Source organism: Gilliamella sp. Occ3-1 (genome assembly GCF_001690655.1).
GTDB classification, from domain to species: Bacteria; Pseudomonadota; Gammaproteobacteria; order Enterobacterales; family Orbaceae; genus Gilliamella; species Gilliamella apicola_P.
Genome location: NZ_LZHQ01000011.1, coordinates 198,042 through 218,383, shown reverse-complemented (window position 1 = coordinate 218,383; position 20,342 = coordinate 198,042). Strand labels below are relative to the sequence as shown.

Genomic DNA, 20,342 nt, shown 5'->3' with positions numbered 1-20,342 from the left:
AAAAATGTCCACTAATAAAATTAATTTTTAAAATATTATGAATATTATCCATAATCTATCTATTTTATTTAAATATTTCTAGTTGATTTTATTGTTATTTTTTTATTTTTTATATAAACTCAGAAGATAAGTATTTCTAGCCATAACGGTACTAGGATTCTTCATCACCCAAAGGTACAAATATGAGCAATATTTCTTCTAAACCAACCTCTCTTGCTGACTGGCAATTAGTTAAAGTTACTGGTGAGGATAACCGCGCTTTTCTGCAAGGTCAAATAACCAACGATATTAACCGAATTTCAGAACAATCTACGCTTTATGCTGCTCATTGTGATAGTAAAGGCCGAATGTGGAGTACTTTATTGTTATTTCAACGAGGTAACGATATTTACTATATTGAGCGTAAAAGTGTTGTTAAAAAACAGGTTGCCGAACTAGCAAAATACGCTGTTTTTTCTAAAGTAACTATTGCACCAGTCGAAGATTTAAATATGGTCGGCTTGGTTGGGGATGCTATTCCCACTGAAATAGTAGGAAAATTAAGCGATAAAAACTGTTTTACTGAAAATAATATCACCTATATCAAACTACCTTTACCGCAAATGCGTGTTATTATGGTAACACCAGAGCCTATTTCTGAAGATTTACATCCGTGTAACGACTGGCTAAAACTTGATTTGCAAGCTGGTTACCCTATTATTGATAATGACAATATGGCAATATTATTACCACAAGCCTGTAATTTGCAATCTTATGACGCAATCAGCTTTGAAAAAGGTTGTTACTGTGGTCAGGAAATGGTAGCTAGAGCACAATTCCGTGGAGCAAATACTCGTGGAATGTATGTAATAAAAGGTACGAGTGATGTTCTACCTAAAATAGGCAGTAGGCTTGAGTATAAACTTGCCGGTGGTTGGCGAGAAGGAGGACTTGTGTTAGCTGCGGCCAAACTAGACGAAAAAGACGGTGTTTGTGTCCAAGTGGTACTTAATAATGGAATTGATTTAAATACGCCATTTAGAGTATATGGAAATGACAACAGCCGAATGACATTTTAATTGTTATTCAACTAATAAGCTGGAATAACACAATGTTTATTCCAGCTGTCTTTGGTATCTCGTTTTAACTTAGTTAGCAAGTTCTTGGTTAACAATTTCAACAAAATAGCTTACACCTGTTGTTAACACTTCATCATTAAAGTTAAAAGCTGAATTATGTAAATTAGCCCCTTTACCAGCGCCCAACCATACATAAACACCTGGGATTTTTTGTAGCATAAAAGCAAAATCTTCTGAACCCATTGAAGGAAGATGATCAATAATTAAGCTATCTTGTCCCACAACTTTTTTAGCAGCGGCAATAGCAATATCTGCTTGTTTAGCGTAATTGATGGTAGCTGGATAACGACGTTGATAATCAACTTCCACTTCGCCTCCAAATGTTGTGGCAATACCCGTTGCTATTTGTTTAATACGATTTTCAGCCATATCTTGTACTTGTTCACTAAATGTCCTAACAGTACCACGAATAACTGCTTCCTGAGGTAACACATTCCAAGTATCACCGCTATGAATTTGCGTTACGCTAACTACCAACGAACTTAAAGGATCAGCATTACGGCTCACAATACTTTGTAATCCATTTACGATTTGCGTAGCTGTCAAAATTGTATCTTTGCCTAGATGAGGTGCAGCGGCATGAGCACCAATACCTGTTATTTTGATCTCAAACACATCATACGATGCCATCATTGGACCATGATTAATATAAAAGTGATTTAATTCCATATTAGGCTGATTATGCATGCCATATACTGCTTCAATCGGAAATTGTTCAAATAAACCATTTTCAACCATGACTCGCGCTCCGCCTTCGTTTTCTTCAGCTGGTTGAAAAATAATGACAACAGTGCCGGCAAAATCACGGTGTTCACTAAGATATTTAGCCGTACCTAGTAACATAGCGGTATGCCCATCATGACCGCACCCATGCATTTTGCCGGAAATGGTTGAGCAATAATCAATATTATTTTCTTCAATAATATCTAATGCATCTATATCAGCTCGCAGAGCAATCCATCGTCCATCACGATTACCTTTAATAATACCGACAACTCCTGTTGGCGCAAAATCAGTATATAACTCGGTAATACCGAAAGATTGTAACTTTTCGATAATAAATTGCGTGGTCTTTACCTCTTCAAAGGCTGTTTCTGGGTGAGCGTGAATATGATGACGCCATGCTATCATATTGGTTTTCAATTGATTAATGCTATTAGATATCATAGTAATTCCTTATTTACTGAATAACTTGCAGTTCAACAAGCTAGCTAACAATATAACGCAATTTTTACTTTTATAAAAATAACTAATTTTACTATGGATATCAATTTTAGTTATATATTACATCTATTGAAAAAATAATAGCTTTATAAAATTTTAATACTTTCTTGATTAACAATAAATTGATTAAAACACAAGTTTTCCTGAAACTTTTTAACAAAAATAATAAATCACATAACCAGAAATTAATAAGAAAGGACCAAATGGAATAACTTTTGATTTTGGTTTATTGATCTCATATTGCAAAAAAAGAAAATACATAATCCCCAATAAGGAAGCAAAAAATAATAACATTGGTAATAATGTATAAGGCAACCAAGCGCCAAGTGCGGCAAGTAATTTGATATCTCCTCCTCCTAATCCCTGTTTTTTAGATACCAAATAAAATAAAGTAGCAGGCACTTTTAATAATAAATATCCCCAAAAGATACCTAGTAAAGCATCGGTTAAGACGATATTTGCCATATCAAAATAGGCAAGCATTACACCTGTCCACATTAATGGTTGGGTAAACAAATCTGGCAATAAATAATATTTAAAATCGATTAAAGTTAAAAGCAAAAAATAACAACCCAGAATCATTAAAATACCGCTTTGATAATTGATGCTTTTATCAATATAGATAAAAGTAAATAAAACAGCGACAAATAATTCAATAATAAGATATTGGCAGGAAATATTGGTATTGCAGTAATAACAGCGTCGTTTTAGTATTAACCAAGAAATAATCGGTATCAATTGCCAAGCTTTAAGCTTACTATGACAATGTGGGCAAGCAGATCGATGAAAACTAATTCGACATAAATACTGGTATGGTGTCAGTGTTGGCAAATAACGATAATAAGCAACATAAACAAAGCTACCGATACAAAGACCTAAATAGATAAAAATAATAATAAATACTAACATTAGTGAATCACATCGCCCATTTTGAATATCGGTAAATACATAGCCACAATTAAACTGCCAATAATTACAGATAAAACAAGCATTAATAATGGCTCAAATGCTTGTGATAAATTATCGGTTAAGGTTTGATTTTGTTCTTGATAATAAGTTGCTAATTTATCGAGCATTAAATCTAGTGTGCCTGACTCCTCACCCACATGAATTAACTGCGAACATAAATTAGGAAAGGATAGTTGCCCATGCAATACATGGCTGAATGGAAGCCCTTGTTCAATGCCAGTAATAATTTGAGAAATACTATCACGATAAAGACAATAACAAGTAGTATTAGCCGCCGCAGTTAAACCAGCCAATAATGGTATACCTGCTTTTTGAGTGATTGCAATTGTTTGAAAAATTTGAGTTAAGCAACTGGTTTGAATAATTTTCCCAATAAAAGGAAATTTTATTACCATCATTTCGATTTTGCGGCGATAGCGCACTTTTAAATAGCGTTGATAATAAAAATAACTGATAAAAAAGACGACACACCAAATTAACCAGCTTTGTTGTAAATAATTAGAAAAATCAATAACACCTTGCGTAAAAACTGGCAGATCAGCATCAAAATTTTCATAAATATCCGAAAATTTTGGCAAGACAAATAATAACATTACTAAACTTGCAATCATTGCAATCAATAATAAAAACAATGGATAACGAATTGCTTTTTTTAAGCTTTTTTGTAGTTTAATTGCTTTTTCAAGCAATAACGATAATTGTTCAAAACTTTCATCGAGCTGCCCAGTTAGTTCACCAGTTGCAATAATTTCACAATACAAGGGGGAAAACACCAAGTGATGTTGCTGCAATACTTGAGATAAAAATTCGCCTTTAGTAACTTGTTGTTTGATATCAAGCAACAAATATTGCCAATGCGGTTTGGTTTGCTCTTGAGCAAGCAATTGTAATGTATCAATAATAGATAATCCAGCCTTTAACATGGTAGCTAATTGCTTGGTAATCAACAATAGATCTGTACGATTAAAACTACGTGCGGTAATAATTTTACCAGCTTTAATCTTAATGGCTATTTTACCTTGCAACAATAACTGCCGTTTAACCGCTTTTGATGACTCAGCAATGATTTTGTTTTGATTAAAATCTAAATCATACCAATAATAAAGCCTTTTCATGCCAAATCTCCCAGTACCCGATTTAATTCAGCTAACGTTGTCATACCCTGTATCACTAATTTTTGTCCTGCTTTTTTTAACGAAATCATGTTGGAGGATAAAATAGTTTGATTAGCTAACATTTGTCGTTGAATATCGGGGGTGATGACTAACAGCTCGTATAATCCAATTCTTCCTTTATAACCTCCAATACAATTAGAGCATCCTGAAGCCAAATTATGTGGTACATATTCATTGCCAAACATAACCAGCTCATTCGCTATTATCTTGCAATGTGGGCACAATTTTCTAACTAACCGCTGAGCGATGATTAATTTTAGACTTGATGCAAGCAGATAATTTTCAATGCCCATTTGCTTTAAACGTGTTATTGCCTCTACACTTGAATTAGTATGCAAAGTAGATAGAACTAGATGTCCAGTCTGAGCTGCTTGTATAGCAATTTCAGCAGTTTCACGATCGCGAATTTCACCTATCATCATCACATCAGGATCTTGCCGCAATAAGGCACGTAATACGATAGCAAAAGTCAGCCCAGCCTTAAGATTAATAGCGGTTTGATTAATGCCTTCTAAAGGAATTTCAATGGGATCCTCAACGCTACAGATGTTGCGTTCGATCTTATTTAGCCACTTTAATCCACTATATAACGTTACCGTCTTACCGCTTCCTGTTGGACCTGTAACTAAAATCAATCCTTGTGGATAGTTTAAAATTTGTTTAAATGTTAACAAATCAGTGTCGGTTAACCCCAAATCATTAATTGTTAATTCAGATTCATGGTTATCCATTACTCTTAAAACAATTTTTTCCCCATTCATTACAGGTAAAGTAGCAATACGCATGGTATAACTGTCAATAACGAGCTGGCCATCTTGTGGCAATCGATGTTCAGCTATATTTAATTGAGACATGATTTTTAGTCTTGCTGTTATCTGCTTAGCTAATGCAAGGGACGGTGACAACATATCATGTAAAACACCATCAATACGCATGCGTATACGATAACTATGTTGATAAGGTTCAAAATGAATATCCGAAGCGCGCTTATCTAATGCTCCAAGCAGCAATTTATCGATACTTTCGATCAACTGTTCTTCTTGCATAAAGGCATTTCCTTATCCGTCAATTTTAAAATACGAACATTAGAATTTAAAAATATCTTCACAAGCACTGGTTAAATTAGTATCTGTTGGAGATGTGGTACAAACTCGACTCCAATCTAAATTTCCATGAGTAGCATTGATTGTTGGTGTGAGTGTGGTAGTTAACCCTGTTAAGGCACTGGTCCCTACTAATGTAATGACCCCATTATCGACTGTAATAGAAGTAATATAATTTGTGGTTCGACTCGCAGGAATACCGTTAATACCATTACTACAATTGGTTAAACCGCCTTGCTCGACTGCACAAATTTCGACAGCTGTTTTATACGATGTCATTGTTTGCAACATATCGGTTAAGGCAGCTTTTTTTACATATCCTTGATAAGTAGGTACGCCGATAGCGGCTAAGATAGCGACAACAATAATTGCAATCATAAGTTCAAATAATGTAAAGCCTGATTGATTAGACATAAATACCTCGTTTTTTATTTAATGATTTAATGGAAGAACCTTTATAACGAAACAAAAGAATGGAATAATAACAAAACAGCAAAATTGGAAAGTAAAATCCTTAATGCTGTTAATTATTACGTTGTATGTTCAATTTTTGCGAAGCAAATCGCAAAACAAACAATCCATACATCGGTTTATCAGATAAGTTTGGAGTCAATATGTCCCTAAAAATTGTTAATGGCTGGTTACAAGGTATAAAGCAGGTTGTTTCGCCTTTTTATAATGAACGGCCTGTTAATAAACCGATATCACTACTTGTTATCCATAATATAAGCTTACCGCCCAACCAATATGGTGGTCCTTATGTTGAGCAATTATTTACTGGTCGGCTCGATTCCAACCAGCACCCGTACTTTGCTTCGATTCATCAACTTGAAGTATCAAGCCATCTATTTATTCGACGTGATGGCGAAATTATTCAATTTGTTCCATTTGATAAACGTGCCTGGCATGCAGGAAAATCAATATTTGAAGGGCAAGAAAATTGTAACGATTTTTCGATCGGTATTGAAATGGAAGGATGCGATAACGATAACTTTACCGAACAACAATATCAGCAATTAGTAAATGTGACGTTATTATTACAACAAACTTATGCCATCAAAGGTATTACTGGCCATAGCGATATTGCCCCAGATCGAAAAACAGATCCCGGCCCCTGTTTTGATTGGCAACATTATCAGAATTTACTAACACAAAAATCGCAAGGACAAAAGCTACTAAATCAGCTTAAACAAATTATTGAAGAATTACAAAAAATCAAGTTATGGCAAACTATACCGCCAAATCCCGATGCATTTTTAAGCCAAAAACCTTTTGCTATTGACACCATGCAAGCACACGAGTGGTTACAATGGATTTTTATTCCACGTATACAAGCAATGATTGACGCCAAAACAAATTTACCCAAATTTGCTCTACACCCTTATTTTGAAGAAGCGCTAAAAGAGCAAGAACAAGATGTTAATTATCTACTTTATCTAATTAAGCAACTTGATGATTTAGCGAAATTTAATCATGATAAATTACCGCATTAATATGCGGTAATAATTATGATAATCACAGCCCAAAAGCCTTCCGTCGGAATATTAATTTTATTGAAATTTTTTAGATTAATTTCCACTATTATTCATTCGGCGATACTGATTAACCGCTTGCTGATGATTACTGTAAGTATGTGAGAATGTGTGTCCCCCTGTTCCATTCGCCACAAAAAACAGATAATTAGTTTTAGCTGGATGTGCAGCTGCTTCAAGCGAGGCAAGGCTTGGCATTGCAATTGGAGTTGGCGGTAATCCTTCAATAACATAAGTATTATAAGGATTTCCAGTATCGGTTAAATCAACGCGTCTAATAGTACCTTTATAGTCATCACCTAAACCATAAATAATGGTGGGATCAGTTTGTAACTTCATTTTTCTTTTTAGACGATTAACAAATACCGAAGCCACATTTGCCCGTTCAGAACTAATGCCGGTTTCTTTTTCAATAATTGATGCAATAATAAGGAGCTCATAAGGCGATTGATATGGAAGATCCTCATCGCGATTGTCCCAAATTTTTTGCAGATTACTTTTCATCGTCATATACGCACGTTTTAGGATATTAATATCTAAAGTATCTGCGGTATAAAGATAAGTATCAGGCGATAACCAGCCTTCAATCGATCCTTCAATGCCTAATAACTTAGCAATTTCTTTATCTGTTTTTCCAACTAAAGTTTGCCCAATGTAAGGGGTATTTTGAATAACATTTAACCAATCTTTAGCTCGTTTACCTTCCACAAACTGAATTGAAAAATTGCTTTCTTTGCCCGACACTAATAATTGCAAAAACCCTTCAACAGTCATATGCGGGTGTAATTGATAAGTTCCTGCTTTAATGGATCTTAATGAGGGTTCTAATTTACACAAATAAGGGAGCAAATATGCCCTTTCGAGTAATTGGCTTTCTTTAACTTGCTCAACTAACTGATGCATGGATGTGCCTTTTTTCAAAACAAACATTTGATTTTCGGCAGTAACTTGCATCTGTTGTTTAGAAAACTGTTGTAAAAAGTAATAACCAATACTGATCGAGCCACCAACAATTAATATAAGGGTGAATAAAGTGTATAAAAATATTTTTTTAATCATAACCTAATTTATCTATCTACTATAATGAATTTTTGCGCGTGAAGTTAAGCGCGTTATTAATTCGTAAGCACTAATTCCTGTGTGCTTTGCAATTTCTTCAACGGGAAGTCCAGGTCCCCAAAATATGACTTCGTCACCGGGTTTTTCAAGGCAATTTATACCTAAATCAACCACAATCATATCCATTGAGACGCGACCTACAATTGGTACTTTTCGCCCATTAATCAATACTGGAGTATTTTCTGGAATATTTCGTGGGTAACCATCACCATAACCCATTGCAACCACACCCAATTCAGTATCTTGCTGGCTACACCATATTTGACCATAGCCAACTGATTCACCTTTTTTGTGTTTCCGTACAGCAATTAATTCAGATTTAAACGTCATCGCGGGTTGTAGCTCGGCAATCGGTTCATCAAAAGGTGAAACACCATATAAAGCAATACCCTGACGCACAACATCGCGCTGAGCTTCTGGCCAGGCTAATATACCGCCCGATGCGGCAATTGAGCACTTGCCAATAAGCGATTTATCATCAATGGAATCAATAAACCGATCAAATAGTTCTATTTGCTTTAACGTTTGTTTTGAAGTGAGATCATCAGCCGAACTGAAATGGCTCATAATGTTAATTGGTTTACGAACTACTGAACAACTAGCCAAACGATAAAATTCGTCCTTTGCTTCATCAGGACAAAAACCTAACCGATGCATCCCTGTATCAAGCTTAAACCATGTGGTAATTTGATCTTTACGGAGGGATGTTTGCAATATATCAATTTGCCATTTGCTATGAATAGCTGGTTGAACATTAAAATCAATAAAATAATCCAAATCATCATGCGGGAAAAAACCTTCCAAAGCCAGAATCGGCGTGTTAATACAATTGTTTCGCAATTGCATGGCTTCGGTAAAGCGCGATACACCAAAATAATTCACTTTATCATGTAGTAATTGAGCAATCTCCTCAATACCGTGTGAATAAGCATTGGCTTTTATAATTGCAACTAGTTGACTATTTGGAGCCATTTTTTTGAGATACTCAACATTATGAATAACTGCTTGACGATTAACTTCAACAACTACAATAGACATTTCTTTGTTCCAGACTCTTATCAAGCCATTATTTTAAATTCTGTTTCTAATAATAACAAATTTTTCACAGCATACAAATCGGTATAAATTTTAGGTATTTTTGAGAATTAGTATTTTTAATCAAGAGAATATGCTAAACCGTAATGTTAACTTTATGACGAGTTAACATTTGTTTTGTCATGGTAGACGTTAATAATCGTAATAACTTACCTACTCACCAAGTTTTTATAAAGGTGCCTTAATGCCATTGTAGGATGATAAACTAACATTCTAGGGCCTGAAAATTGCATTACCTGTTTAATTTTTAGTTTATAATCTTTACGATAACAATGTTTAGGGCAACGTTCACACGTCGTTTTTTCTTCACCAAAACGACACATTGTTAAGCGTTGCATAGCATATTGCAATAAATCGTTGCATTCCTCACATAACTGATGATGTTGGCTATGATGTTGTTTACGGCAATATAAATAGATCATCGCACTAACTGTTGCTTTTTCTTTTTGTATTTTAGGACCGTTATTGTTTGCAACCATAATTACATACACGTTAATTAAGAATGTGATAAAATAAAAATACCGAATATGATTACAAGGATTTGTTGTAATGGCAAGAATTATCAATAAAGATACAACTGTTTGCATGTCCCTTTCGGCAAGACCAAGCAATTTTGGTACCCGCTTTCATAACTATTTGTATGAAAAACTCGATCTTAATTACTTATATAAAGCCTTTACTACCAATAATTTGAAAGATGCAATATATGGCATTAAAGCTTTAGCTATTAGAGGTTGCGCAATTTCAATGCCTTATAAAGAAGCTTGCATTGAGTTTATTGATGAATTAGATGGCTCGGTAAAATCTATTCAGTCGGTAAATACCATTGTTAATACCAACCATCATTTAAAAGCCTATAACACTGATTATATTGCTGTTGCTAAACTCATTGTAGAAAATAAGATTGATAACACAACACCATTTGTATTAAAAGGCAGCGGAGGCATGGCTAATGCGGTGATCGGAGCTTTTTATGATGCGGGATTTAAAAATGGTATTATTGCTGCACGCAACCAACAAAAAGGCGAAACATTATCCAAACGATATGGCTATAAATGGGTAAAAGATGAGCAAGAAATATTGCCACATCAAGCCAAATTGATTATCAATGTTACCCCAATTGGTATGCTTGGTGGTATTGAGTCTGAGGCGCTTGCATTTCCCACAACTATGATAAAAAATGCCGATATTGTGTTTGATGTAGTTGCCCTTCCCGTTGATACTCCCATGATAAAATATGCCAAAAAGCTAAATAAAATCATTGTGTTAGGTGCTGATGTTGCTGTTTTACAAGCGCTTGAACAGTTTGTGTTATATACCGGTGTAACCCCGAGCGATGAGTTAGTAAGGCAAGCAGGAGAATTTGCAAGGCAAGGTTAAATAATGTTATTCATTCCACTGGTGGAATTTAAATAAAATTTAAGTTAATAATTTATAACATTGTTTGTAAAAAAACGCTGAGTTGTTTACACTTCATGGTTAAAATAATCATCTAAAAACTCATAAGGCGTTTTTCCAAAAATCTCTTTATGCGGTTTAACGGTATTATAAAAATTAATAAAGCGTTTAAGCTTTTGTTTTATCGCTTTTGAATCGCTAAATATTTGCTAATTCTGCCACACCCCAATTTAAACATTCTATCAACCTTCTCATTCGTTTAAGTGCAGTCAAGTTGAGTGAATTTTTCATTTATATGAGGGTTACTATCTATTTTATTGGTTCAAAAATAAATTAACTTTTATTAAAAATATTCAGGAGTCTACACCGTTTGGTAATTAATTGAGAATTAGCGAAATCTATTTATTAAAAAGAATGATAACCATCGTATCAATCAAAATTAACGTTATACTCCACTACAAAATTATTTTGGTGGAGCTTGAAGTTTTTTATTTGCAGATGGTGAATTATCATTAAATTTTTTATTAATTATTGAGTGCTGAAAATAAAGGATAATTAGCATTTTCACCTATCTTTTTTAAGCGGTTTTGGGCAATAATTATGTTGTCTTGCCATTTTTCATCTTTTGCCCACATTTCAATCACCAATGGTGCAACATAATTCATAGCACGAAGTGTATTGAAAATAGCATCAAAATCAACTTCGCCTTCGCCAATAACCAGATTCCTAAATTGTCCCGAATAATCAGCTTTAACTTTGAAGGTATCTTTTAGATGAATTTGAACGATATGATCACAGCTTAACATGAGCTCAGTGCAAGTATCATAATTCCAGCCGGTAATATTACCGACATCAGGATAAGCCATAAAGTAAGGCGAATCGATATTTTTTTTGAGGATTTCGAATTTGCTTAAACTGTTAAGATACGGCGTATCCATAATTTCAACGGCTAACATCACCCCTGCTCGCTCAGCTTGCTTAACTGCCCACTGCATACCTTGAATAAAACGCTGATGCGTTTGTAAGTCAGCAGTTTCATAATAAACATCATATCCAGCCAACTGGATTACTCTCACCCCCAACTTATAAGCTAACGTAATAGCTTTATCCATAATGATTTTAGCTTCATTGCGTATGTCATTATTGGCTGAACCGAATGGATATTTACGATGCGCACTTAAACACATGGAATGTAGAGGAATTCCGATTTTTTCACATTGATGTCTGAGTGAATAAATCTCATCGTCAGACCAATCTAATCTGGCGCGACGTTCATCCGATTCATCGATAGAAATTTCAATGAAATCAAATCCTAACTCTTTAGTTACTTTTAATTTATCTTGCCATAATAGCTGGTTAGGTAGGGCTTTTTCATAAATACCAATACGAGGAGTATTTTGGGGTTGATACAGTTTTTTTGATATATCTTTACTTTGCGACATAGTGATAATCCATTTTTTATATAAAAAGATACCATGCAGCCGATTTTTTCGACTACATATTGTCATTACCAATATTTTGCGATCTGATCTCTTAATGCCTTCGCAGTTTTTTGACCGTTTTCGTTAGCCAGCGCACGACCAGCAATAAAGGCTTTGGTTTTTATACCCGCAAATAGATGAATATCTCCTGGCACAATTCCACCGGTAATTGATAATTCAAGCCCTAAATCAGATAACTGACGCATTTTAGTTATATCATCTTCGCTCCAACCAATACCGGAAAGCTCAGCATCACGAGAACGATGATAGATTGCCTGTTTAATACCTAATTTCCGCCATGCTTTAGCGTCGTCTAATGTCCAATGGCCATATAATTCGATTTGAATTTCGCCATTAAATTCATCAGCTACTTTTTTACATGCTTCTACAGTTGCGATATGTGCTGCAGCCGATACGGTTAACCAATTTGCTCCAGCTGAAAAGGCCATTTTAGCCAAAATAGCACCACCGTCAGTAGTTTTCAAATCGCAAACCAAAATATGGCTTGGATACAACGTTCTTAAGGTTTTGACGCTCTCCATTCCTGCGCCAAAGGCCAAAATAGTGCCAATTTCAATGATATCAACAAAATCAGCTACATTTTTCGCAACGTCTAAGGCTGGCACTAATTTGGCTTGATCTAAAGCTATTTGTAATTTAGGTGCTGTCATATTGTTGTCCTCGTATTTGTTATTTCTGACCATAGTAAGCATTTGCTCCATGTTTACGAAAATAGTGTTTATCAGATAGTGTTTGTTGGATTTTTATTGTTTGATTAAGTTGTCGAGTCGAAATTGCCATCATTGCTACTTCTTCCAATACAACAGCATTATGTACAGCCTCTAGGGCATTTTTTCCCCAGCAAAATGGTGCATGACCAGATATAACGATCCCCGGCATTGCAACTGGATCTAAACCTCGACGTTTAAATTCTTCTATTATTACTAATCCAGTATTTTTTTCATAATCGAACGCAATTTCATTATCTGTTAATTTTCGCGTACAAGGCACATCGCCATAAAAATAATCAGCGTGAGTTGTACCTAGAGCAGGAATATCTAATTCCGCTTGTGCCCAAATAGTGGCATAACGAGAATGTGTGTGCACAATACCACTAATTTGTGGAAATGCTTTATACAATTCAATATGCGTTGCGGTATCGCTTGAAGGGTTTAACTTACCTTCAACTATGTCACCAGTTAGCGAAACAACCACAATATCATCAACCGTCATATCACTATATTCAACACCAGAAGGTTTGATGGCAATAATGCTTTTATCACGATCGATTTCAGATACATTACCCCAAGTAAAAGTCACCAAATGATGTTTGGGTAGCAATAAATTGGCTTTCAATACACGTTCTTTTAATACTTGATACATGATTCAACCTCCATTTAAGGCTTGATCTATAACTAAATAAACTTCTTCTTTAGTGTTGCAACGTCTTAATTTATCTAGATCAATCCCAGTTTCACTATTTTCATCATCTAAGATTTGAGTCACTTCGATCAACCCTTCCATATGCTGATCAGACGTACTACCCGCTAATGTCACTAAAACATCGACTGGATCTTCTTCGCCGTCAAAATAAACAGGATCTTTTAAAGTAACCAAAGCAAAAGCTGTGCGATTTACACCATCTTCGGGCCTTGCATGTGGCATGGCAAAATTTGGTGCAATAATAATGTAAGGTCCCATTTTTTTGACACAACGAATAATAGCATCGTAATAAGAAGGTTTTATCGCTTTAGAAGCAACTAACATATCTGTACCTAACTTGACAGCTTCCTGCCAAGTTGTAGCATTCGCTTTGAGTAAAATAGAGTTATTTTCAATTAATGATTCTTTTAAAACCATGGGGCACTCCTTAGTATTTAAAATTTATTTAGAAAACACTTGCTCAATCAGTTTTATAAGTTCATTGCCAAATGTTTGTGGATTTAGCATATTTTGTACACCTAATGCGTGTTGACCTTCATTAACCTCAATTTCATGAATAAGATGTTTAGATGCGACGATGATATCGACATTTGGCAAACGTGATTTGTAATCTGTTACAGCACAGGAATCCATTTCATTTGGAATGCCTTTTTTATTTAGATAATTGGCAATCTTCATTTTCATCATCATAGAAGAACCTTGCCCACTACCACATACTGCTAAAATTCGAATTGGGCGACCTTCACTAATTGCCACCACATCCATTTTTTCAAGTACAGCTTCGTTAATATCTTGATGTTTATCGTTAATTTCTAGTTGAACTTGTTGCGGGTTTTCTTCTTGGCGCAGCTGTTTAGCAGCAAAGAGCATGTAAATTAACGCAAGTGCTATCAGTACATAAATAAATAAATGAGAATAAGACAGACCTTGCAAAATAGGTGGGAATAAAATCGCCCAATCTGCCATACCCATCCATGAATCAATCGGTGTACCGTTTTGCGCAAAAATATTAATCACCCATGCTGAACCCAATACCTCTATCATTCCCATGACAAAGCATATTTTCATTACCGCTTTCCAACCACCGAAATGGTTAGCAAATACCCCGATAGTTGCATTCGAGAAGAACATCGGTATAAATCCCGGAATAATCATAATTGGCGATTTAAAGATAAGGAGCAAGCCAATCGCTAAGAATTGCCCTAATGCTCCCCAGATAAAACCAAATACCATTGCATTTGGAGAAAAAGCGTAAATTGCCGCACAGTCAATGGCTAATACTGCGTTAGGAATCAGTTTTTCTGAAATACCTTTGAAAGCTTCAGACAATTCGGCAACAAACATACGTACACCACCAACAATAACCTGAATTGCAACTGCAAATTTTAATCCTGTTTCAAATATGTAGATGGTCCAATGAGTGGTTCCTGCCATTGTTTGTAAATTATCTAACCCAAATGAAAGCAAAATAATACCGAAGAAAATTGTCATCACAATCGTGGTTGCTGCAATACTATCGTGAAAAATATGTAGCCATTTTGGTAATTTTAGATTATCAACTGTATCGTTTTTATCACCCAATTTTGGCGCCAATTTCACCGCAATCCATGAACCGAGTTGTTGTTGATGGCCAATTGAAAATCCTGCACCACCGGTTACCGCTTCTGTTGGCTTGTACATCATATTAGAAAATATACCCCAATAAAGAGCAGTGATAATAGCCGAATAGATAATGGTTTCCCACATACTGTAGCCAAAAAGGAAGTAAAATAGTGCTATTAAACCAACCTGTTGAAACATAATATGGCCAGTTAACATAATAGTTCGAATACCTGTTAGGCGTCGAAAAATAACTAATACAATATTGATAGCTAAAGCGAGCAAAACCGCATAACCTACCCATGAGTATTGCTCACCCATACCATTTTCAACAGCAACCATAGAGGCATAAGTATCAATAATTGAGCCTTTAATACCATGGTATTCTGCCAGTTTGGCTATAACAGGTTTGAACGTTGAAACCAAAACACCAGATCCAACTTGCAATAGCATAAAACCAACAATAGTCTTAATTGTACCTTTTAACACGGTAGTTAGATCTTTATGTAACAGACAATACCCAAGCATTGTCACTAGACCAAGTAACAAAGGAGCTTTTGTCATTACTTGACTATAAAAAATATAAAATACGTTGTAGATTACTTCCATATGTTCCTCTCATCAGTTATTAATATTTACCTTGATCTAACAACACATATCCCTAATAAACAAGTTTCATTTAAATGTCTTTCATCAAGTTTTTCAAAGTCTGTAAAGCGAATGAATGGAAACTCCATTTAATTTGCGTTAGTCATCATCGCTTATTAATAACACTTGCTATATTCCACAATCAAAACAAATCACTCAATGATTATTTATGATTATTTTGATCAAGATCACTTTTCTTATTTAATCATCATGACATATGTGACCAACATCACAATTTAATAAAAAAACGCAAGCAAAAAACAAAATTAAAATTATTATTATCAATATATTAAATAATTTATTACTAATAGTAATTAACTTATAACAATTGACAATAGTACAAATGAAAATTATCATCACAAATAATCATATTTAATAAAAAATAATCATAATAAGAGGTGGTAATGAACGAAATCACACGACATAACGAAATTGTGGCATTAGTAAATGAAAAAGGTATGGTTAAAGTGACCGAGTTAATCGCAAACTTTTCTATATCACCAGCAACAGCAAGGCGTGATATTACTAAACTAAATCAGGAAGGACGCGTTATAAAGGTCCGCAATGGTATTGTACGATTAGAGGGAATCAAACCGATTTGGGTTCCAATCGACAGTAATAATACCGATCATTACCATGAAAAAGCACGTATTGCGATTCGTGCAGCAAAACTGTGTAGGAGTGACGAAAATATTGTAATCAACTGTGGTTCAACGGCATTTTTACTTGGACGCGAATTGTGTGGTAAAAATGTTTCAATTATTACTAACTATTTTCCCCTCGCTTGTTACTTAATTGAACATGATCATGAAAATGTCATCATTATGGGAGGATTATACAACAAAACACAAAATATTATTCTTAACCCCGTTGCAAATATTACCAATTCTTATGCAGGTAAATGGATGTTTACCAGTGGCAAAACTTTAACACCAACAGGCTTATATAAAAACGAAATTTTAGGCGCTGTTGCAGAACAGCAAATACTTGAACAAGTCGAAAAATTAGTTGTGGTAGTAGACAGTTCAAAAATTGATACCAAAGCCAACTCAGGAATGCTTTTTTGCCCGGTAAATAAAATTGATATTTTGATTACTGGAAAACAAGCCAATAAAGAAGTAATTGGATGCATTAAGGATCAAGGCGTTGAAGTTATCTTAGTTTAACTATTAAATTGTAAAAGGAACAGAGTATGAGTAAAGTAAATGAAATTACCCGTGAATCGTGGATATTAAATACATTTCCTGAGTGGGGAACTTGGCTTAATGAGGAGATCGAAACTACAGAGGTTAAACCCAATACATTTACTATGTGGTGGCTTGCTTGTACAGGTATTTGGTTAAAATCAGCTGGTAATACCAATATTTCCGTTGATTTTTGGTGTGGCACTGGTAAAAAAACCCATACAAACCCATTAATGAATAAACAACATCAGATGATGCGAATGGGAGGAGTTCGTGAATTACAGCCTAACTTAAGAACTAGCCCATTTGTTCTTGATCCTTTTGCAATAAAAGAAATTGATGCAGTGATGGCAACGCACGATCACGCTGATCATATTGATGTGAATGTTGCTGCTGCAGTTATTCAAAACTGTTCACCAAAAGTAAAATTTATCGGTCCGAAAGCTTGTGTAGAATTATGGAAAAGCTGGGGCGTACCAGAAGATCGTTGTATTGTAGCCAAGGTAGGCGAAACTATTCAGGTGGGTGATATCACAATTCGCGTGTTAGACTCCTTTGATAGAACATCGTTGGTAACTCTGCCACAAGGCGTATCATCAACCGATAAATCTATTTTAGATGGTATGAATGATAGAGCGGTCAACTACCTATTTGAAACATCAGGCGGTTCCCTATATCATTCTGGTGATTCCCACTATTCTAACTATTATGCAAAACATGGTAATAACTACGAAATTAATGTAGCGTTGCTTTCTTATGGTGAAAATCCTCGAGGCGTGACCGACAAAATGACATCAGCCGATATTTTGCGCGCAGCTGAATCTCTTAATACTAATGTAGTGATCCCTTTCCACCATGATATTTGGGCAAACTTCCAAAGCGATCCTCGTGAAATCGAAGTTTTATGGCAAATGAAGAAAGATCGTCTTAACTATCAATTTACACCTTTTTTCTGGCAAGTTGGAGGTAGATACACTTATCCAACAGATAAACATAAAATGCATTATCAACATTATCGTGGCTTTAGAGATATCTTTACCGACGAGCCAGAATTGCCGTATCGCTCATTCTTATAATCGGTCAACGTAGTTGAATTCAACGTGTGGACTGATTTAAAAAACAAGCACTACCGTCCACACGTTGACGCTAGCCTTTTAATTAAGCATTAATATATTTCTCACGATTTGGCAACCAACAATCGACTAATTGTTCAGCACTTTTGGGATGGTTTTTTTGGATGTCATAAGATATGTTTTGAATTTCACTAATCAAATGCTGATCGCGAATCAAATCAACAACTTTAAAATTAGCCATACCCATTTGCCGAGTTCCTAAGATTTCGCCACCGCCACGAAGTTCAAGATCTTTTTGGGCAATAACAAATCCGTCAGTACTTTCACGCATTACCTTCATGCGTGCTTGGGCAACTTTACTTAGAGGAGCTTGATACATCAATACACAATGAGATACAGCTGTGCCACGTCCGACTCGTCCACGTAACTGATGTAACTGAGCTAAACCTAAACGTTCTGCATTTTCGATAATCATCAAACTAGCATTAGGAACGTCAACACCAACTTCAATAACTGTTGTAGCGACCAGAAGTTGAATTTTCCCTGCTTTAAATTCTTGCATAACTGATTGTTTTAAATCAGATTTAATTTTACCATGCACCAACGCAATATTTAAATGCGGCAAACGCATTTGCAATTCTGCAACCAACATTTCAGCCGCTTGGGCGTCAAGTATTTCGGACTCTTCAACCAAAGTACACACCCAATAAACTTGGCGGTTTGCTAAGCAAGCTTGATTTACACGTTCAATAATTTCATCTCGACGATTATTAGGTATTACAACTGTGTTAATTGGTGTTCTTCCTGGAGGTAATTCATCAATAACAGAAACATCTAAATCAGCATAGACAGTCATGGCTAATGTTCTTGGAATAGGAGTTGCCGTCATAATTAATTGATGTGGATAAAAATGATCTTTAATTCCTTTTTCCCAAAGACTTAGCCGTTGATTAACACCAAATCGATGCTGTTCATCAATGATTACAAGACCTAACGAGGTGAATTTTACTTTATCAACAAATACTGCATGGGTACCAATTAACATAGTAATTTCACCCTTTTTAATGCGCTCATAACGCTGTCGCTTATTTTTGGCAGTTAATCTCCCTGACAACCAATCAACACTAATTCCCAACGGCTCAAACCAAGCACTAAAATTGTTATAGTGTTGCTCTGCTAATATTTCTGTCGGTGCCATTAAAACCACTTGGCAACCATTTTCAATTGCATTCAAGGCTGCTAAAGCAGCTACTAATGTTTTACCAGAACCAACATCACCTTGAATTAATCGCATCATAGGTACTGATTTTGCCATATCGAGATAAATCTCTTGTACAACTCGCTTTTGAGCATGGGTTGGCGTAAAAGGTAATGATAATAAAAACGGTTTAATCAAGTGTTGAGTTGGGGAAAACAAGTGCGCTTGCTGTTTTTGATTATGCTTTTTTATCATTAACATACTTAAATGATAAGCAATCAATTCTTCAAAAATAAACCGCTTAATAGCTGGGTGATCACCCGACTCCAACTGTTCAATCTCAGTATCAATTGGTGGATTGTGAATAATATTTAAAGAATCAAAAACCGACAAAAACCGACAAGCCAGCTGAGGGGAGAAAACTTCCTCTGAAGGATTATTTTTCAGCAAGAGAAGCGCAGTCATAATTGATCGTCGAATCACCGCCTGAGATAACCCATGGGTAGTTGAATAAATGGGTGTGTATCTTTCTTGAACATCACCTAATGTGATAGATTTTTCGTCTCGACTTATTTTTAATTTAAATTGCGGATGAATTATTTCAAGATAATTTTTACCACGTTTTAATTCACCATAAGCACTGATCCACTTACCTTTAATCAGCGAAGCCTTCATGCTGGCAGTAAAATGCATAAATCGTAATATTGCAATACCAGAATCATCTTGAACATAACAAACTAGCATTTGTTTACGACCAAAAGCAATTTCGCTTTTAATAATAATACCTTCAATGGTCGTAAATTCGCCAATATTGGCATCAGCAATAGCGCAAGATGAAGTACGATCTTCATAGCGTAAAGGAAAGTGCAATAACAGATCTTTGGTGGTATAGATACCTAGTGTATTGAACTTTTTTTCTAGACTATCACCAATTCCCGTTAGTTTTATTAACGGTAAATGGTCAAAAAGACGATTTATCATAA

The 20,342-nt window shown here is 35.2% G+C and carries 18 protein-coding genes and 2 pseudogenes; 6 read left to right on the top strand and 14 right to left on the bottom strand.

Going from position 1 to position 20,342, the window contains the following annotated elements:
• Window positions 1-182 precede the first annotated feature (182 nt).
• Window positions 183-1,058: a tRNA-modifying protein YgfZ gene (ygfZ, locus tag A9G43_RS04195; protein WP_065606892.1), complete on the top strand. Its 876-nt coding sequence runs from the start codon at window positions 183-185 to the stop codon at window positions 1,056-1,058.
• A gap of 69 nt (window positions 1,059-1,127) precedes the next feature.
• On the opposite strand, the gene A9G43_RS04190 is transcribed toward ygfZ, so the two are convergent.
• The 5 genes from A9G43_RS04190 to ppdD form a co-directional block, all read right to left on the bottom strand.
• Window positions 1,128-2,285 carry a M20 aminoacylase family protein gene (locus A9G43_RS04190; protein ID WP_065606890.1) on the bottom strand — a complete coding sequence of 386 codons (1,158 nt, stop codon included), beginning with the start codon at window positions 2,283-2,285 and terminating at the stop codon, window positions 1,128-1,130.
• A 210-nt stretch (window positions 2,286-2,495) separates the two neighbouring features.
• Entirely contained in the window at window positions 2,496-3,251 is a 756-nt protein-coding gene (locus tag A9G43_RS04185) for a prepilin peptidase (RefSeq protein WP_065606887.1), read from the bottom strand.
• Window positions 3,251-4,426, bottom strand: a complete 1,176-nt coding sequence (gene hofC / locus A9G43_RS04180) for a protein transport protein HofC (protein ID WP_065606885.1) — start codon at window positions 4,424-4,426, stop codon at window positions 3,251-3,253. Before hofC ends, A9G43_RS04185 begins: the two co-directional genes overlap by 1 nt.
• Complete coding sequence (locus A9G43_RS04175) at window positions 4,423-5,532, bottom strand: ATPase, T2SS/T4P/T4SS family (RefSeq protein ID WP_065606883.1); 1,110 nt, start codon at window positions 5,530-5,532, stop codon at window positions 4,423-4,425. Before A9G43_RS04175 ends, hofC begins: the two co-directional genes overlap by 4 nt.
• A 39-nt stretch (window positions 5,533-5,571) precedes the next feature.
• Complete coding sequence (gene ppdD / locus A9G43_RS04170) at window positions 5,572-6,003, bottom strand: prepilin peptidase-dependent pilin (RefSeq protein WP_065606881.1); 432 nt, start codon at window positions 6,001-6,003, stop codon at window positions 5,572-5,574.
• A gap of 200 nt (window positions 6,004-6,203) precedes the next feature.
• Between ppdD and ampD the strand changes: the two are divergent.
• Together ampD and A9G43_RS11370 are read left to right on the top strand one after the other, a co-directional pair.
• Window positions 6,204-6,752 (top strand): annotated as a pseudogene (gene ampD / locus A9G43_RS11375) (1,6-anhydro-N-acetylmuramyl-L-alanine amidase AmpD); the annotation flags it as partial.
• 21 nt (window positions 6,753-6,773) lie between these two features.
• Window positions 6,774-7,082 (top strand): annotated as a pseudogene (locus A9G43_RS11370) (YqcC family protein); the annotation flags it as partial.
• Between the two features lie 75 nt (window positions 7,083-7,157).
• Here the strand turns inward: A9G43_RS11370 and mltG are convergent.
• The 3 genes from mltG to A9G43_RS04150 form a co-directional block, all read right to left on the bottom strand.
• Window positions 7,158-8,180 (bottom strand): endolytic transglycosylase MltG, encoded by a 1,023-nt coding sequence (mltG, locus tag A9G43_RS04160; protein WP_065606877.1) that lies wholly within the window; start codon window positions 8,178-8,180, stop codon window positions 7,158-7,160.
• A gap of 12 nt (window positions 8,181-8,192) precedes the next feature.
• Entirely contained in the window at window positions 8,193-9,278 is a 1,086-nt protein-coding gene (alr, locus tag A9G43_RS04155; RefSeq protein ID WP_065606875.1) for an alanine racemase, read from the bottom strand.
• 206 nt (window positions 9,279-9,484) lie between these two features.
• Entirely contained in the window at window positions 9,485-9,814 is a 330-nt protein-coding gene (locus A9G43_RS04150) for a nitrous oxide-stimulated promoter family protein (RefSeq protein WP_065606873.1), read from the bottom strand.
• 70 nt (window positions 9,815-9,884) lie between these two features.
• Between A9G43_RS04150 and A9G43_RS04145 the strand changes: the two genes are divergently transcribed.
• Window positions 9,885-10,715 carry a shikimate 5-dehydrogenase gene (locus A9G43_RS04145; protein WP_065606871.1) on the top strand — a complete coding sequence of 277 codons (831 nt, stop codon included), beginning with the start codon at window positions 9,885-9,887 and terminating at the stop codon, window positions 10,713-10,715.
• Between the two features lie 542 nt (window positions 10,716-11,257).
• Here the strand turns inward: A9G43_RS04145 and A9G43_RS04140 are convergent.
• The 5 genes from A9G43_RS04140 to A9G43_RS04120 form a co-directional block, all read right to left on the bottom strand.
• Complete coding sequence (locus tag A9G43_RS04140) at window positions 11,258-12,145, bottom strand: L-ribulose-5-phosphate 3-epimerase (protein WP_411588594.1); 888 nt, start codon at window positions 12,143-12,145, stop codon at window positions 11,258-11,260.
• 95 nt (window positions 12,146-12,240) lie between these two features.
• Complete coding sequence (locus tag A9G43_RS04135; protein WP_065606867.1) at window positions 12,241-12,885, bottom strand: 3-keto-L-gulonate-6-phosphate decarboxylase UlaD; 645 nt, start codon at window positions 12,883-12,885, stop codon at window positions 12,241-12,243.
• 19 nt (window positions 12,886-12,904) lie between these two features.
• Window positions 12,905-13,597 (bottom strand): L-ribulose-5-phosphate 4-epimerase, encoded by a 693-nt coding sequence (locus A9G43_RS04130; protein WP_065606865.1) that lies wholly within the window; start codon window positions 13,595-13,597, stop codon window positions 12,905-12,907.
• 3 nt (window positions 13,598-13,600) lie between these two features.
• On the bottom strand, window positions 13,601-14,074 hold the full coding sequence (locus tag A9G43_RS04125; RefSeq protein ID WP_065606863.1) for a PTS sugar transporter subunit IIA: 474 nt from the start codon (window positions 14,072-14,074) through the stop codon (window positions 13,601-13,603).
• A 24-nt stretch (window positions 14,075-14,098) separates the two neighbouring features.
• Window positions 14,099-15,820: a PTS ascorbate-specific subunit IIBC gene (locus tag A9G43_RS04120; protein ID WP_442903313.1), complete on the bottom strand. Its 1,722-nt coding sequence runs from the start codon at window positions 15,818-15,820 to the stop codon at window positions 14,099-14,101.
• Between the two features lie 488 nt (window positions 15,821-16,308).
• On the opposite strand from A9G43_RS04120, the gene ulaR reads away from it, so the two are divergent.
• A complete protein-coding gene (gene ulaR, locus A9G43_RS04115) occupies window positions 16,309-17,070 on the top strand; it encodes an HTH-type transcriptional regulator UlaR (RefSeq protein ID WP_065606859.1) in 762 nt (253 codons plus the stop codon).
• Window positions 17,071-17,096: 26 nt separating this feature from the next.
• Window positions 17,097-18,164, top strand: a complete 1,068-nt coding sequence (ulaG, locus tag A9G43_RS04110) for an L-ascorbate 6-phosphate lactonase (protein WP_065606857.1) — start codon at window positions 17,097-17,099, stop codon at window positions 18,162-18,164.
• Between the two features lie 82 nt (window positions 18,165-18,246).
• Here the strand turns inward: ulaG and recG are convergent, their stop codons facing one another.
• Entirely contained in the window at window positions 18,247-20,340 is a 2,094-nt protein-coding gene (recG, locus tag A9G43_RS04105; protein WP_065606854.1) for an ATP-dependent DNA helicase RecG, read from the bottom strand.
• Between the last annotated feature and the right edge of the window lie 2 nt (window positions 20,341-20,342).